Annotated in this window: 11 protein-coding genes; 3 read left to right on the forward strand and 8 right to left on the reverse strand. The window is 73.1% G+C overall.

Features of this window, described 5'->3' with window-relative positions:
* The first annotated feature begins 365 nt into the window (after positions 1-365).
* On the forward strand, positions 366-1,358 hold the full coding sequence (gene dhaK, locus ACZ303_RS24890) for a dihydroxyacetone kinase subunit DhaK (RefSeq protein WP_467342506.1): 993 nt from the start codon (positions 366-368) through the stop codon (positions 1,356-1,358).
* A 46-nt stretch (positions 1,359-1,404) separates the two neighbouring features.
* On the opposite strand, the gene ACZ303_RS24895 is transcribed toward dhaK, so the two are convergent.
* A complete protein-coding gene (locus tag ACZ303_RS24895; protein ID WP_467342508.1) occupies positions 1,405-5,634 on the reverse strand; it encodes a hypothetical protein in 4,230 nt (1,409 codons plus the stop codon).
* Between the two features lie 4 nt (positions 5,635-5,638).
* Positions 5,639-9,286, reverse strand: coding sequence for a hypothetical protein (locus ACZ303_RS24900; protein WP_467342510.1), 3,648 nt, complete (start codon positions 9,284-9,286; stop codon positions 5,639-5,641).
* A gap of 172 nt (positions 9,287-9,458) precedes the next feature.
* Here ACZ303_RS24900 and ACZ303_RS24905 point away from each other — a divergent pair, with 172 nt between their 5' ends.
* Positions 9,459-9,956 (forward strand): DUF6328 family protein, encoded by a 498-nt coding sequence (locus ACZ303_RS24905; protein WP_467342677.1) that lies wholly within the window; start codon positions 9,459-9,461, stop codon positions 9,954-9,956.
* A 63-nt stretch (positions 9,957-10,019) separates the two neighbouring features.
* Here the strand turns inward: ACZ303_RS24905 and ACZ303_RS24910 are convergent, their stop codons facing one another.
* From ACZ303_RS24910 to ACZ303_RS24935, 6 genes are all read right to left on the reverse strand, one after another.
* Complete coding sequence (locus ACZ303_RS24910) at positions 10,020-10,343, reverse strand: plasmid stabilization protein (RefSeq protein WP_467342512.1); 324 nt, start codon at positions 10,341-10,343, stop codon at positions 10,020-10,022.
* A 36-nt stretch (positions 10,344-10,379) separates the two neighbouring features.
* Positions 10,380-10,544 carry a CsbD family protein gene (locus tag ACZ303_RS24915; RefSeq protein ID WP_467342514.1) on the reverse strand — a complete coding sequence of 55 codons (165 nt, stop codon included), beginning with the start codon at positions 10,542-10,544 and terminating at the stop codon, positions 10,380-10,382.
* 131 nt (positions 10,545-10,675) lie between these two features.
* On the reverse strand, positions 10,676-11,323 hold the full coding sequence (locus ACZ303_RS24920; protein WP_467342515.1) for an HhH-GDP family DNA glycosylase: 648 nt from the start codon (positions 11,321-11,323) through the stop codon (positions 10,676-10,678).
* The gene (locus ACZ303_RS24925; RefSeq protein ID WP_467342517.1) at positions 11,320-12,057 is read right to left on the reverse strand and encodes an HAD family hydrolase; all 738 of its coding nucleotides are present in this window, start codon (positions 12,055-12,057) and stop codon (positions 11,320-11,322) included. Before ACZ303_RS24925 ends, ACZ303_RS24920 begins: the two co-directional genes overlap by 4 nt.
* Positions 12,057-13,022, reverse strand: a complete 966-nt coding sequence (locus tag ACZ303_RS24930; RefSeq protein ID WP_467342518.1) for an LLM class F420-dependent oxidoreductase — start codon at positions 13,020-13,022, stop codon at positions 12,057-12,059. The genes ACZ303_RS24925 and ACZ303_RS24930 overlap by 1 nt, the downstream gene beginning before the upstream one ends.
* Positions 13,023-13,064: 42 nt before the next feature.
* Positions 13,065-14,180, reverse strand: coding sequence for a baeRF2 domain-containing protein (locus ACZ303_RS24935; RefSeq protein ID WP_467342519.1), 1,116 nt, complete (start codon positions 14,178-14,180; stop codon positions 13,065-13,067).
* 178 nt (positions 14,181-14,358) lie between these two features.
* Between ACZ303_RS24935 and ACZ303_RS24940 the strand changes: the two genes are divergently transcribed.
* The gene (locus ACZ303_RS24940; RefSeq protein WP_467342520.1) at positions 14,359-15,036 is read left to right on the forward strand and encodes a UdgX family uracil-DNA binding protein; all 678 of its coding nucleotides are present in this window, start codon (positions 14,359-14,361) and stop codon (positions 15,034-15,036) included.
* Positions 15,037-15,052: the final 16 nt, after the last annotated feature.

The raw sequence follows: 15,052 nt of genomic DNA on the forward strand, positions 1-15,052 counted from the left end.
CCGGCGCGAGCCGAACGCCGCCCGCCTCGACGCCGGAGGGGGAGCACGAGCAGCGGCACTCCCATGAGACTGAAGCCACGAGAGTCAGCACAGAGCAATATCAGCCCCCCCCCCCGCCCGACGCAGGGCTTCCTTGACACGGAGCCCTCGAAGCGATCAGCCTCTGTACCGCACGACCCTCACGTTGAGTAATCTCCCCTAAAAATGATTACCCGTCAGTAAAGTCAGCAAGAGGTCAGCATCAGTGCCGCCGGAGTCCGCCGTCGACCGCCAGAGACCGCCAAGTCCAACTGACCTCTTCACCCCCACTGACCTGCGGAAACGCAGGTCGCGGGCCTGACTTTCCATCACCCCAGGAGCCCACCATGAAAATGCTCATCAACGTGCCCGAGACCGTCGTCGCAGACGCCCTGCGCGGTATGGCCGTCGCCCATCCCGAGCTGACCGTCGATGTCGAGCGGCGTGTCGTCGTGCGGCGGGACGCGCCCGTCGCGGGCAAGGTGGCGCTGGTGTCCGGTGGTGGGTCCGGGCATGAGCCGTTGCACGGGGGGTTCGTGGGGGCCGGGATGCTGGATGCCGCCTGTCCCGGGGAGGTGTTCACCTCGCCCGTGCCCGATCAGATGGTGCGGGCGGCCGCCGCCGTCGACAGCGGCAAGGGTGTGCTGTTCATCGTGAAGAACTACACCGGTGACGTCCTGAACTTCAACATGGCCGCCGAGCTGGCCGAGGACGAGGGCATCCAGGTCGCCAGCGTGCTCGTCAACGACGATGTCGCCGTGACCGACAGCCTGTACACGGCGGGCCGCCGGGGCACCGGTGCCACGCTGTTCGTGGAGAAGATCGCGGGCGCGGCCGCCGAGGAGGGCGCGCCCCTGGAGCGGGTGGAGGCGATCGCGCGGCGGGTGAACGAGTCCTCGCGCAGCTTCGGCGTGGCGCTCGCCGCCTGTACGACGCCCGCCAAGGGCAGCCCCACCTTCGACCTTCCGGCCGGTGAGCTGGAGTTGGGGGTGGGCATCCACGGCGAGCCCGGACGGGAGCGGCGCGCGATGATGACGTCGGCCGAGATCGCGGACTACGCCGTGGACGCGGTGCTGTCCGATCTGCGGCCGAGCGGGCCGGTGCTGGCGCTGGTCAATGGCGCGGGCGCGACGCCGCTGCTGGAGCTGTACGGGTTCACCTCGGAGGTCCACCGGGTGCTGCGCGAGCGCGGGGTGCCGGTCGCGCGGACGCTCGTCGGCAATTACGTCACCTCGCTCGACATGGCGGGCGCCTCGGTGACGCTGTGTCAGGTGGACAACGACCTGCTCCGGCTGTGGGACGCGCCGGTGCAGACCGCCGGGCTCCGCTGGGGTCGCTGAGCGCCGCCGCCCCGTCGCCGCCGTTCCGCCGCGTCCCGCCGAAGGGTCACTCCTGGAGGACGATCCTGCCCAGCGGCGTGCTGATGAGGGCGAAGCGGTCCGCGTGGATCAGTCTGCGGCTCACCGGCAGTGCCGTGCCGCCCGCGGTCACCGTGCCGGTGGCCGCGGACCGGTCGGTCAGGTAGGTCTCGTACTCCTCGATGAGGAGCCGGTGCCGGGACAGCGCCGGCAGTTGCGGGGACGGTGGGGCCAGGTCGCCGGACCATACGAAGCCGGTGCCGCGCGGGACGCAGGTGAGTTCGAGGATGGATTCGGTGGTCACCCAGTCCAGGTCCCCGCCGCCCGGGGCGAGCTTCTGCACCGAGGCGACGACGCGGCGGCTCGCCGCCATGCCCGGCAGCCCCGGACCCACTCGCCTGCCGAGGGCGTTCAGGGCGACCGGGCCGCCGAGCTCGATGTGGAACAGGCCGCCGGGCGTCATGGACGCGGTGACCGTGCGGTCGGGCATCAGCTGGGTGAACTCCGCCGTGACGACCTTGGACAGATGGAGCGAGTCGACGGAGTGCGGCTGGTAGCGGGCGAGGGCCAGCCGCAGGTACGGGAAGTAGGCCGCCGCCGCACTGTCGCCCAGGTCCACGTCGATGTCGCAGAACCACAGCCCCTGACGGGCGTCGAACTCCGGCTCGTACGCCACGATCTTCGCCGCGGCGACCGTGCCGACGACCGGCTCCGCCAGCACCACGTCGGCGGCGGTGAGCCGGGCGCCCGGGAACATCTCCGCCGTCAGTCGGGGCAGCACGGTGGCGTCCGCCCATACCGGGTCGATGCCGCAGCGGCTGACGAGCTCGTCGGGCAGCTTCGGGTCGGTGACGCGGCCGGGGTCGAGGACGACGGCGAGGAGTTCGCCGTCGCCGGAGGAGAACCACGGGCGCTCCAGGTACACCCGGACGCCGGCGTGCCGGCGGGTGCTGGTGACCCGGTGCGCGGTGTGGTCGGCGGACCGTTCCCAGCGGAAGGTCGGCACGAGGTGGCGGACGCCCGGCGGCTCGGGCCGGCGTGAGCTGGGGACGGGCCAGCCCGCGCCGGTCTCCCCCGTACTGGCCGGACCGACCCGGGTGATCAGCTCGGGCCGATCGGTGATCGCCGGGTGGAAGTACTCCCGGAACCGGGTCGTCGCGGTCGGGGTGTAGGTGACGTCGCGGTGCCTTGTGTCGCGGAAGTCGTGCCGAAGGTCGCCCAGCGGGATGTCGTCCCGCCCGCGCTCCACGGTGACGTCGCCGACGTGGGCGTGGCCGGTGATCCGGCGGGGCGCCGGCTCGGTGACGTCGTCCAGCCATTCCTCCCACGTCGCGTCGATGTCGACGCGGCCGGTGCTGCGGGAGTGCGACCCGACGCGCCCGACGATCCGGGCGAAGGTCTGCTCGGCGGTGCGCGGGAAGCGCAGCTCGCCCAGCTTCGGTGGATCCAGGGGCTTTTCGACGGCGTGGACGAGGGTGAGCTCCGTCCAGGGGGTGATCATCCAGTTCTCGCCGCCGGCGGCCGCCGAGGTCAGTTCGTCCTTCTTCTCCTGCGGGAGCCCGGTCGTCGGGTCGTTCCAGAGCTCGGAGCCGGTGAGCAGCTGCCAGTTGCGGAAGAGTTCGAGGTCGTCGGGGTGGAGGTGGCAGCTCATCCTGACGGTCGCGAACTCGGCCTTGGGCAGGAAGACGGTGAGTTCGCGGCCGAGCGGCCCGGTCCACCGGGGCCGGCCGTCGCCTTCGAGGATCTTCAGTCGGAGCGGTTTGGCCTGCGGCCAGGGGCCGGGGAAGTCGAAGGTCTCGTTGGGGTCGGCGCCCGGCAGGCCGCGCAGCGAGAGTCCGCGGGCGAGGACGTCGGGCAGGTAGGGCAGCAGCAGTTGGTCGGCCGTGTGGAGGACGTACTCGCCGGGCTTCAGGCCGCTGCCGCGCGCCACGGGAAGCTCGGTGAGCGGTTGGGTGTCGTGGACATTGTGTTTGGCGACGCGGATCTGCCGGAGCAGCTTGAGGTCGTGGCTGAGGTCCGGGTTCTCCGCGAGACGGACCACCGTGTCGAGGTAGCTGCCGTCCTCGCGGGTGGCCGCGGCGAAGTACCGGCGGCGCACGATGTCCGGCTTCCCGGGTCCGAAGACGGTGTCGTGGACGCCGTGCTGCTCGGCCATCTGGAGCGAGGACTTCGACGGCGAGATGTGCCGCTCGTCAAAGGGGCGGTACCGCCGGTCGAGCCGGTCGACGGGCGATTCGCTCTCGTGGTCGGGCACTTGGCCGTTGCGCTCCAAGGCCCATACGGCCGGTGCCATCGGTCGGCCCTCGTCGTCGACCGTGGAGCGGATGACCATCCGGGGCTCCGACTCGCCCTCCAGGAACGGCCACTTCGGTACGACCACGGGAGGCGGCACCGGCTCCCACCGCCCGTAGGTCACCGGCGCCGTCGCCCTCCCCTCGGGGGTGTCCGCGTCGGGGCCGAGGCTGTTGCCCGCGAGGTCGACGAGGCGGGCGCGCAGCCGGTACGTGCGCCCGTAGCGCAGCGCCGGCAGGGTGCCGACGGTCGGCCGGAACCGGGTGTCCAGGGGGAACTCCGCCGAGACCTCGGGGTCGGGCACCCGCGGCTTGTTGTCGGCGCCGATGGTCCTGCCGGGCAGGGGGGCGGCCAACGACCAGCCGTGCCAGCCGAACAGCGCCTGGTGCACATACAGCTCGTCGTCCGGCTTGAGCTTGTCGCGGGTCACCGCGCTCGCCTTGACGTGCCCCTCGTCGGGGGCGACCGTGAGCGGGACGGGTGGCAGGCCGGGGCGTCTGATGGCGTAGGTGCCGGTGCGGGCGCACAGGGGGTGCCAGGCGGTGACCCGGCCCGTCGCGTCGTCGACCGCTCCCACGTCGACGCGGTAGCCGCGGACCAGGTGGGAGGCGTCCAGCACGGCCACGGCGGGTTCGGTGCCGACAGGACCGACGCCGGCGACGTGCCGGGCGTCGTCCTCCATCTGCTGGGCGAGCGCGGCGTCGCGGGCTTCGTGGAGCACGGTGAGGCCGGCGCCGTGCAGGGCGGGCAGGGCGGTGTTGTCCGGTGGGACGGAGACGTCCGGGTCGTTGAACGCGGCCACCGTCTGCTCGACGAGCCGGGCGAATTCGACGAACTTCATCGCCGCGCCGTCCACGTCGAGGTCGGTGACGCGCACGTCCGGGCCGGCCAGGCCCAGCATCCGGCGGCCGTACGAACCGTCGTCGGCCGCGTACGGCTCGAAGCGCCGGCCGGCGGCGTGGCGCAGCCGCGTCCACGGGCGCAGTGACTCGTCGATGTCGAGCTGGGCCTGGGCCGCGGTGAAGGCCACGCGCGCCTGCCACTGGTCGGCCAGCCCCGGCGGCGGGGTGACGAGCAGGTCGGCGGCCAGGCCGAAGCGGCGCAGCAGTTCCGGATAGTCGGCGAGCAGGGAGCAGGCGGTGTGGAAGTCGAGGTCGGGCCGCTCGGGCGGGGGTTCGGGCGGGGCCCCGGGGGTGGTGGGCACGGGGGGCCGGTCGTAGAAGCGGTACAGCTCGGCGAAATACAGCATGGGGCCGCCGGTGCGGTACGGCTCCTCGTCCCGTCTCATGTGTTTCGGGCGGAAGGGGTTGGCGGGCTCGGCGGCCGCCGACCCATCGACTGTGGGGCCGGTGCGGCCGGTGAGGAGCCCGTCGAGGAGGGGGTAGGACTTCTCGACGGCCCGGGCGAGGGTGCGGATGGGGCCGGTGAGGGGCGTGAGGAGGTCGTCCAGCTCGGGGTGGTCCCAGCTGGGCGGTACGGGCGGCGCCTGTGCGCCGTCCGTACCGGCGCTGTCCGATTCGCCGCCGCTGGGGAAGGCGCGGCTGCGTGCGGTGGTGGTCACGGCGGTCTCGTAGAGCGCGCCGATCTGCTGGTGCACGGCCTGGCCGGGGAAGGAGCGCAGGATGGGGGGTGTGCCGCGGGCCACGGCCGCCGCGGTGAGGGACGACGGTTCGTGGACCTTGGTGTCCGGAGGGAAGAGTGCCTTCCAGAGGGTGGTGTCGGGTGGCGGATAGCGGTTCGGCTGGAGTGTGGTGGGCACGGTGGCCTTGACGCCGGCGGGCGAGAGGAACTCGATCTGGAGCGCCGGGAGGTAACGGCCCAGGGTCACCGGCCACTCGACGAAGCCGCCGAAGGCGCCGAGCCGGTCGGCGCCGGTGAGGCGGGGGCTGATCAGGACGGTCAGCCTGAGCTGTCCGTCGGCGGTGACCCCGTCGGGCAGTACGGTCCAGCGGATCGTCTCGGGCATGGCTTCAGCTCACTTCCGCGAACGCGGTGCAGTATTCGTCGACGGGGTCGCGCCGTGTGCCGGTGACGGGGTCGGGGTAGGGCGCCATCATCTCGGCGAAGGTGGGCGGCCGGACGCCGTCGGCGGCCGGGCCCGCGAGCCCCGCGAGGGTGGTGGGCCCCGAGCCCACGAACCGCTTCTCGCATTCGATGGTGACGGACTGGGACCAGAAGCCGATGTGGACGCTGATGGTGATCCTGGCCCGGCCGAAGACTGTGTGGGTGTCGATGCCGTAGGTCAGTTCGAGGTAGAGCTCGATGGAGGCGGAGATGATGCCGAGGACGTCGACCTCGCCGCGGGCCCGGAAGTAGCCGGTGAGCCGGGCCTTTCCGCTGTCGAGCTCCAGCCGGAAGTAGATGCCGGCCATGACGGACAGACTCCCGCTCGCCACGCCGAAGTTCATCGACAGGGCGGCCCCGAACTCCAGCGACGCCTCCAGGACGGCCACGCGCTTCGGGGTCACCACGATCCCGAAGAAGCCTCCGCCGCCGAGCATCGACACGGTCAGCCGGAAGGGCGCCTGCCGGGTGCAGAAGGAGAAGCGGACCTCCAGGGCCCGGCCGACGAACGGCATGTCGAGCGAGGCGTCCAGGCGGAGGTTCTCCAGGCTGAACACGCCGATCGCGAGGTTCGGCAGGGGCAGCCCGTACGAGGCGGTGATGCCGCTTCCGGTGACCTGGATGCCGGGTGGGTCGCTGAAGCCGTCGACGGGGATGAGCCGGCGCAGCGTCTCGACGAAGGTCAGCGGGCCGGTGAACCGTACGCCCTTGAAGCCGACGTCGACGTCGAGCTTCTTGCCGGCGCGGGCGGTGAAGCGGATGCGCTCGAACTCCAGCTCCATGGCTTCGAAGTCCGGCACGAGGACGAGCTTGAACTTCTCCAGGGTGCAGGTGATGTCGGCGCCGGCGGACAGGTCGGAGCGCAGCGATCCGCGCAGGTCGACGACGAGGGAGAGCCGCCCCAGGCGCGGGTCGGGGATGAACACCGGTTTGTCCCCGGGGCCCCAGGGCTGGATCTCGGGGTTCCATTCCAGTCGGGCGTTGACCGTCTCGGGCAGCTTGGCGCCCTTGGCGGCCCGCTCGACGGCCTGGCGGAGGGCCAGGGCGCCCCCGGCCGTGCTGGTCCAGGTGGCGACCTGCTGCTGGACGCGTACGAGCAGGGTGCGCACGCCCGGGTCGGCGTCCGGCGGGAGGGCGTTCAGGAGGGCGGTGAGGGCGGCGGCGAAGGCGTCGAAGGCGGTGTCGACGTCGTGCATCGTCAGCGGGCCGGGCTCCTGGCCGGGCTTCCTGGCGAGCTCCTGGGCGAGGAAGTCGCCGACCGTCTTGACCAGGGTCTGGGCGGTGTCCACGACCTGGCGGGCGGCGGGCGGATAGCGGCCGGCGTCGCGCTCGATCTGTTCGCGGACGCGGCGCAGGTCGGAGAGGAAGCCGGTGACGGCGGTGATGGTCTCGGTGAAGAAGTTCGGGACCTTCAAGGGCTGGTCCAGCCGCGCCGCCGCGACCAGATCGGCCAGCGGGACGACGCCCAGCAGGTTGGCGCCGAGGGCCCGGAAGAAGTCCTTCGGGTCGAAGAGGCCGCTGGCGACCTTCTCCAGCTCCTCGGCGCCCTTGGCCGCGACCGGTCCCGTGGCCCGGGAGAGCGCCGCGACGTCGAAGCTGGGCGCGACCAGTCCGCCGGAGCGGTCGCTGTGTCCGGCGAAGTCCATCTTGAGGGGGTTCTGCGGCAGGAGGCTGAGGAACACCTCGCCCGCGTTGCCGGTGCGGGGGCCCTGGTCGACCTTGGAGAAGCCGGAGAGGGCGTAGCGCTTGGCGTAGCCGACGGCGACGGTGGTGTCGGCGTCGCGGCCGCCGAGTCGGCTGACGGCGGGGACGGTGACGTTCGCCCAGCGCACCTGGGGGATGAAGAGGGCCTCGCCGGGGGGTTTCGCGGGGTCCGGCTGGGCGAGCCCGGGCGGCGCGGCCACGCCCCACACGAGGTGGGCGACGTCGACGCTGGTGTCGTCGGGCTTGCGGCCGGGGGCGAGGGCCACCGACTGCCCGAGCAGGTCGGCGCTGGTCTCCACGGGCGGCCGGGGTGGCGCGGCCGTCGCCGTGGGCGGTGGCATCGGGGCGAGGCGGGTGTACTTCTCGACGATGTCGGCGAGCCGGGAGCCGGAGCCGCGGTTCTCGGTGAGGAAGAGCAGTGGTGTGCGGAATTCGACGATCCGACCGTCGTGGTCGACCGCGGTGGCCTTGAACCGGAAGGGCGTCTCGGCCGCCGTGGCGGGGATGAACTCGCAGTCCTCGGGGTGGTCGATCCGATTGCTGAGGTTGGGTGTCACCAGGGTGTCGAGGCGCACGGTGGTGAAGGGGAAGAGCACGTTCGTCAGGGCGCTGGTGGGGTCCCGCGGGTCGGCGGGCAGGGCGCGCTCGGGGTCGTACGTCCGGACCGGGCGGCGGACCACGACGTACAACCGCTTGAGGAGGAAGGCGGCGCGCGAGTCGGTGAACTTCCGCTCGGTGACCTGGACCAGCTCCGCCCGGTGCCCGAAGGGGCACAGGAAGCCGGAGAACATCACGCGTACGTAGTGGTCGCGGCCCATCGCCGCCCGGTGCCGCCACTCCGAGAGGGTGACGTCCACGGGCCGTACCGGCCAGCTGCCGAGGCTGTCCAGCCAGCCGCCGACGGCCGAGAGCATCAGATTGTCCACCGCGACCGGCGAGGGGACGAAGGGCTCGCCGCCGGGCGTGCGCAGGCCCTCGCCCGAGCTCAGGTCGACGATCGCCGAGCGGTGTTCCGGTGCGAGCGACGCGGGGAACGGCGGCGGGGGGCCGGGGTCGGGGTCGCGCTCGCGGTTCCACACGGCGCGGACCGCGGTGGCGTCGGACCTGGTGTGCCACAGCTCGACGCGCTCGCCCGGCGGCGGGTCGGGGAGCGCGTCGTCACGGTGGTGCCAGCGCGTCCTCTGGGACGGGGAGAGCGTGAGCCGGTAGGGCAGTTCGATGGCGGTGCGCGGGTGGGCGGGGTCGGCCAGCGGGTCCTGGGGGCCGCCGCGGACGGCGGCGGTGTCCGGCGGACGCGAACCGGCGCCCGTCTCGATCACCGCGCCGGCGGCCTCGGCGGCGGCGAGGGTCGTCTCCAGGCCGTAGCGGGCGGACAGCTCGGCGGTGGTGCGCAGCAGCCGCAGCAGGGCGGAGGCCCTCGCGTAGGGGGCGTCCCGGGAGTCCGGACCGTCGTCGCCGGCGGGCAGCCGGATGGCGGTGGGGGGCGGCGGGTCCGGCTCGCGGGCGGCGTCCACGACGCGCAACGGCAGCCGGCGCATGGCGCCGAGCAGTCCGGCCTCGTCGTAGTCGATCGAGTCGTCCGCGCCGACCTCGAAGACGAGCACGCTTCTGCCGCTGATCAGGGACTCGACGGGCAGGTCCCGCGGTTCGGTGGGCTGTTCCTCGTCGAAGGCCCGCTCCAGGACGTGCTGCGGACCGAAGGTGACGACGAGCAGGCCGTCGGCCGCGGGATCCGCGCGGACCAGCCGTCTCGGGAACGGTCCGGCGGTGAGTCCCAGTCCGATGAAGCCGAACGTGAGGTCCAGCAGATCGGCGCTCCGCAGAACACGGACCGGTGTCGGTGTGCTCATATCGCCCCCCCATGACGTCATCCCCCACCTACCCCGAACGGAGCACCGCCAGTTAGCCCGAACGGGTCATACCGCTCCATGGCGGCCGGTACCGGGCGAGCGGCGGGCCCGAAGGGGCCGTACCCCAGGGAAGAGTGCTCCCGGTGTGGCACCGGTGAGAGCGGAGGTGGCGATGGCGGACAAGGGCTCCGAGGGCCTGAACGAGTGGGGGCGTCATGAGTCGGTGGAGGAGCGGGCCGACCGGCGGTGGGGGGAGCTGCTGCAGGAGCTGCGGGTGGCGCAGACGGGCGTGCAGATCCTGCTGGGCTTCCTGTTGACGGTCGTCTTCACGCCCCGCTTCGCCACCCTGCCGTCCACCGACAAGGACATCTACGTCATCACCGTGGTGCTCGGCGCGGCGACCACCGCGGCCCTCATCGGCCCGGTGTCGATCCACCGCCTGCTCACGGGGCACCGGCTCAAGCCGCAGACCGTCGCCTGGGCGTCGGCCCTGACGCTGCTGGGGCTGCTCCTGCTGCTGAGCACGGTCATGGCGGCCATGCTGCTCGTCCTGCGGGTCGCGCTGCGCGACCCCGCGGTGGCCTGGATCGTCGCGGGGCTGGGCGGCTGGTTCGCCCTGTGCTGGTTCGCCCTGCCGGTGTGGGCGCTCGTCCGCGCCGGCCGCGAGTGAGGATGCCGGAGGACGGGTCCACCCCGGTCCCGGCTCGGCGCCGGGGTCCGGGGTGGGGTGGGCTCAGCGCCCGAGTGCGCGCTTGAGCTGCGCCTTGTTCATCGACGAGCGGCCGTCGACGTTCCGGCGCCGTGCCTCCGCGTAGAGCTGGTCGTACGTGGGCCCCTGGGAGCCGCTGTGCGAGCGCTGTCCGCCTCGCTTGGAGGAGGACATGTCCTGCGTGGAACTCTTGCTGGCGGTACGGGACTCGCCCGCGCGCGCCCGCTCCTTGTTCACGGTGCGGGCCGCGATCTCCTTGGCGCGCTTGGTGCCCTCGCCGCGCTGTTCCGTGCTCTCCTTGATGTGCTCGTACTGCCGTTCCCGCTTGGGGCTGGAGCCTGTGGGCATGATCTGTCGTTCCTCGCCTTCTGCGGGTCGGCCCGCTCAGTGCTTGAACTTCTCCTTGGCCTTCGTCACCGCTTCCTCGGCCTTGCCCTCCACCTTCTCGGTGCGGCCCTCGGCCTCCATGCGCTTGTCACCGGCGGTCCGGCCGACGCCTTCCTTCAGCTTTCCCTTGACCTGCTTGGCCTTCGCCTTGCCCTTCGCCATGACGCGTGTCCTCTCTCCGTGAAACCAGTCGTGTCCGCGGCCGTGTGTCCTCGCGGAAGCGGTCGCCACTGTGCGGAATAAGTCATTCCGAAACCACCCTGCGACCGCCACCGGGCGCTCGCAACCGCTGGTCACGCCCGGCCTCGCATCTCGTCCACGACGCCCTTGTCCAGCGCGGCCCGGACGAGCGCGGCGGCGAACGCGGCCGTCTCCTCCCCCTCGACCAGCCTCGCCAGGGCCCCGGGGTCCTGAGGCAGACCGAGGCGTTCGGCCCCCTGGAGGGCCTTCGCGTCGAGGTAGGGCCGCAGACCGGGCCAGACGCCCTGGGCCTCGCGCAGGAAGATGTCCGCCCCCGCCGGGCCGATCCCCGGCACCCGGCGCAGCTCCTCGCGGAGCCGGTCGTGGTCGCCGTCCGCGGCGTCGCGAAGACGCCGCAGGTCACCGCCGTAGTGGTCGCGCACCAGCTCGGCGCCCTCGCCGAGCTGGGTGGCCGTGCGCTCGTCGTAGCGCCGGTAGCCGCCCTCGCCGAGCGCGTCCACGCGCTGCTGCCAGGTGGCCTCCGCCATCCGCCGGGGGTCGCGCATGCCCGCCTCGAAGAGGCAGCGGGCGGCGGCGGTCGCGACCGAGGCGCGGATGCGGGCGCTGAGCAGGGTCGCCAGGACGAGCAGCTGGTAGAGCGGCTGCGGGGTGTCGCGCAGCTGGATGCCCGCTTCCTCGGCGTACGTCCGGCCGTGCGCGCGCAGCAGGTCGCGCGCCGTCTCCTTCTCGCCGCGCCTCACCGTTCGCGCACCTCCCGGGCGAGGGCCTCCTCCATGCGGCCGAAGGGGCTGCCGTCGAGGTCGGCGAGGAGCGCCGCGGCGTCGCGGTAGACGGCGAGGGCGCCGGCCCGCTCCAGCTCGGCCCGTCCGATGCCGCCGGAGAGCAGCGCGACGCAGCCGACCCCGGCGCTGCGGGCCGCCTCCACGTCCCAGACCGTGTCCCCGACGAAGAGCGCCCGCGCCGGCGGTACGCCCGCCTGCTCCAGGGCCTGCCGCACGGGGTCGGGGGCGGGCTTACTGACGTCGACGTCGTCGCCGCTGGTGGCGTCGCGGATGGCGTCGTCCGCGTCGACGGCCCGGCGCAGCGCGGTGAGCTCGGCGCCCTTCGCGGAGGTGGCCAGGACGACCCGCCAGTCCCGGTCGGCGAGGGCGCGCAGCAGGTCGGCGGCTCCGTCGAGGGGGGCCAGGCGGTCGAACCAGGTGGCGTAGACCGCCGTGTGGGCGGCGCTGATGGCCTCGTCCTGGTCCCGGTCGCGGTCCTCGCCCAGCAGCCGCTCGATCAGCCGGTCCGATCCCATGCCGACGGTGTGGTGGATGTCGGTCATCGCGACCCGGTGACCGGCCTGGTGGAAGGCTTCCCACCAGGTCACCGCGTGGAGGTAGTTGGTGTCGACCAGGGTTCCGTCCACGTCGAGGAGGGCGGCGCGCGGGAGGGCCGGGCCCGACTCGGTGGTGAGGTCGTCGTAGGCGGTCATCACAGTTCGCGCAGGGCGGGCAGGAGTTCGCCGGAGGCCCACTTCAGGAAGGGTTCCTGCTGGCCGCCGCCGATCTGGACCAGGGCGACCTCGTCGAATCCGGCGTCGGTGAACGCCCGTACGGCGTCGACGAAGTCGTCGGTCTTGGCGCCGCAGGGGATCGCCTCGGCGATGTCGTCCTTGGTGACGGATTCGGTCGCCGCCGCGAAGGAGCCGTCGTGGGGCAGTTCGGCGTTGACCCGCCAGCCCAGGCCGGACCAGCGGAACTGGTCGTGGGCCCGGTCCAGGGCGGCGTCGCGGTCGGGATCGTAGGAGATCGGCAGCTGTCCGACGCGGGGCTTGCCCGTTCCGCCGTGGCGGTCGAACGCCGTCAGCAGCTCCTCGCGGGGCTCGGTGGCGATGACGAGGTCGGCGAGGTGGCCGGCGAGCCGGCAGGAGCGGTCGCCCGAGACGGCGATGCCGATGGGCGGGGCCTGCTCGGGCAGGTCCCAGAGCTTGGCGTGCTCGACGTCGTAGTGCGTGCCGTGGTGGGTGAGCGTCCGGCCCTCGAAGAGGGCCCGGATGATGCCCACGGCCTCTTCGAGCTTCTCCAGCCGGACGGCGGCGGAGGGCCAGCCGCCGCCGACCACGTGCTCGTTGAGGTTCTCCCCCGAACCGAGCCCGAGGCGGAAGCGCCCTTCGGACAGCAGTTGGACGGTGGCGGCCTGCTGGGCGACCACGGCCGGGTGGTAGCGGGTGGTCGGGCAGGTCACGTACGTCATCAGCGGGATCCGCGAGGTGGCCTGCGCGGCGGCGCCCAGGACGGCCCACGCGTTCGGGGAGTGGCCCTGGGAGGCCAGCCACGGGAAGTAGTGGTCGGAGGTCACGGAGAAGTCGAAGCCCGCGTCCTCGGCCCGCACCACGTGCTCGACCAGCTCCCGGGGGCCCGCCTGTTCGGTCATCATTGTGTAGCCGATTTGCACCATAACGCCCGGGTTCCCTTCGTCGCGGCGCGGAAACGCGGCACCTCAGGAGAAGCGGCAGATCCCACCGATCCCCGTGGCCGGCGCGCCGGAGGTGTCCGGGGCCAGCACGCGTACCTCGGCGCCGGTCAGCAGCGCGGAGCGGACGGCGACGTCGGCCAGCGGGGCGTTCATCAGCGGTCCGCTGCCGTTCGGCACATGGTCCTCCCGCCGTTCGTATACCTCGGTGGGCGCCTCGCCGAACCAGGCCGTGCGGGTGTCCCGCGGATCGTCGGTGACCACGAGGGTTCCCATCCGGCCCATGGCCAGCGCGCCGATCGTCTCGCGCACGCCCTCCACGGCGTGGCCGCCCGGGGCGCGTTCCTCCGCCAGTCGCCGCAGCAGCTCGGCGGTGCGCTCCTGTGCGTACCGCGACGCCTCCGCCGTCACCTGGGCCACCCGCTCGCCGCCCGACCAGTCCTCGCCGCGGCTGCCGCCGACCTGGCCGGCGGTCACGTCCTTGCGCACCCCGGCCGGCAGGTGCTTGGTCAGGTACTGCCGGGCCCGCACGTCCCCGGCCAGCAGGAGCAGGTGTGCGGAGACCTCGCCGAGAGCCTCCCCCACGGCATCGGCGACGGCGGCCGCGTTGTGCTCCCAGGAGTCCTCGGCCCGGTGCTGGAAGCGCATCTGGGGCTGCCCCGGGCTCCGTACGATCTCGTCGTCCGGACCGGTGACCGTCCGCCGTACGGGCTCGGAGGATCCCTCCGCGTACAGCAGGAGGTCGGCTCCGGTGCGGTCCGCGACGGCGACCACGTGCGCGGGGTGGTCCCGGCGCCATTCCAGCAGCGGCAGCAGATGGGGCAGCGGGCCCTTCAGGGCCAGGTCACCGCCGCGCTGCGCGCCGGGCAGTTCGACGGCGTGGCGTACCTCGCCGGCCGACGCGAACGCGGCCAGGACCCCGGTGCCCGGCAGCGACCCCAGGACCCGGTCGGTCAGCGCGTCCAGGGTGGCCTTGTCGGCCCCCTCCTCCGCCAGCCGCCCGGCCAGGCCCCGCCACCGGGACTCGGCCGCCTGTGCCAGCTGGGGGCGCGCTTCACGGTCGAAGTACACCGATACGAAGGGGCCCGGCGCGTTCAGCAGGTCGCGCAGGGTGCCGGTGTCGGTGGCAATGGCAGTGGTCATGGGGGTTCTCCTTCGACGGGACAGCGCTGTTCCCTCGGGCGCCGGCCCCACCGGGCCCGTGGGTCCGGCCACCTCTTCCAGGTGACCAGACGCGGCGGCATCGTGCCATCGGTGGAGCCGTCGGCCAGGCGGGGGCACACTGGACCGCACGGGAGGGGCCGAGCGTTCTGGAGGTGCCGTGGCGGGAAGAGCCCGGACGAGCGGGGCCCCGGAGGGCTACGACGCGCGGCCCTTCGTCCCCGAGAAGGCCGGACTGGCGCGCCTGCGGGAGGCCGCCGGGGACTGCCGGGGCTGCCCGCTGTACCGGGAGGCCACCCAGACGGTCTTCGGTGCCGGTGACACCTCCGCGCGCCTGCTGCTGGTGGGAGAGCAGCCGGGCGACCAGGAGGACCGTCAGGGGCAGCCCTTCGTCGGCCCCGCGGGCGGTGTGCTGCGCCGGGCGATCGACGAGGCGGGGATCGATCCGGCGTGGACGTACGTCACGAACGCGGTCAAGCACTTCAAGTTCGAGCAGGCGGCCCGGGGCAAGCGCCGCATCCACAAGGCGCCCGGTCTGCGCGAGATCAGCGCGTGCCGGCCCTGGCTGGTGGAGGAGGTGCGGCTGATCGACCCGGAGGTGGTGGTGGCGCTCGGCGCCACGGCCGGCAAGGCCCTCCTCGGCCCCTCGTTCCGGGTGACCGAGGAGCGCGGTGTCGCGCTGCCGATGCCGTCCCTGGACGGCGACGGCGCGGGCACCGGCTCGCTCGTGGCGACCATCCACCCCTCGGCCGTGCTGCGCGCCGACAGCGCCGCCCGGGAGGCCGCGTACGCGGGCCTGGTCGCCGACCTCCGGGTCGCGGCGGCGCTGCTGGACTGAGCGCCGGGGGCCGGGC

This window comes from Streptomyces sp. NPDC023527, from assembly GCF_055560115.1.

What these genes read in the sequence shown, in the direction of transcription:
- dhaK (WP_467342506.1), top strand. Translation starts at nt 366, where the DNA reads ATGAAAATGCTCATCAACGTGCCCGAGACCGTCGTCGCAGACGCCCTG.
- ACZ303_RS24895 (WP_467342508.1), bottom strand. Translation starts at nt 5,634, where the DNA reads ATGCCCGAGACGATCCGCTGGACCGTACTGCCCGACGGGGTCACCGCC.
- ACZ303_RS24900 (WP_467342510.1), bottom strand. Translation starts at nt 9,286, where the DNA reads ATGAGCACACCGACACCGGTCCGTGTTCTGCGGAGCGCCGATCTGCTG.
- ACZ303_RS24905 (WP_467342677.1), top strand. Translation starts at nt 9,459, where the DNA reads ATGGCGGACAAGGGCTCCGAGGGCCTGAACGAGTGGGGGCGTCATGAG.
- ACZ303_RS24910 (WP_467342512.1), bottom strand. Translation starts at nt 10,343, where the DNA reads ATGCCCACAGGCTCCAGCCCCAAGCGGGAACGGCAGTACGAGCACATC.
- ACZ303_RS24915 (WP_467342514.1), bottom strand. Translation starts at nt 10,544, where the DNA reads ATGGCGAAGGGCAAGGCGAAGGCCAAGCAGGTCAAGGGAAAGCTGAAG.
- ACZ303_RS24925 (WP_467342517.1), bottom strand. Translation starts at nt 12,057, where the DNA reads ATGACCGCCTACGACGACCTCACCACCGAGTCGGGCCCGGCCCTCCCG.
- ACZ303_RS24930 (WP_467342518.1), bottom strand. Translation starts at nt 13,022, where the DNA reads ATGGTGCAAATCGGCTACACAATGATGACCGAACAGGCGGGCCCCCGG.
- ACZ303_RS24935 (WP_467342519.1), bottom strand. Translation starts at nt 14,180, where the DNA reads ATGACCACTGCCATTGCCACCGACACCGGCACCCTGCGCGACCTGCTG.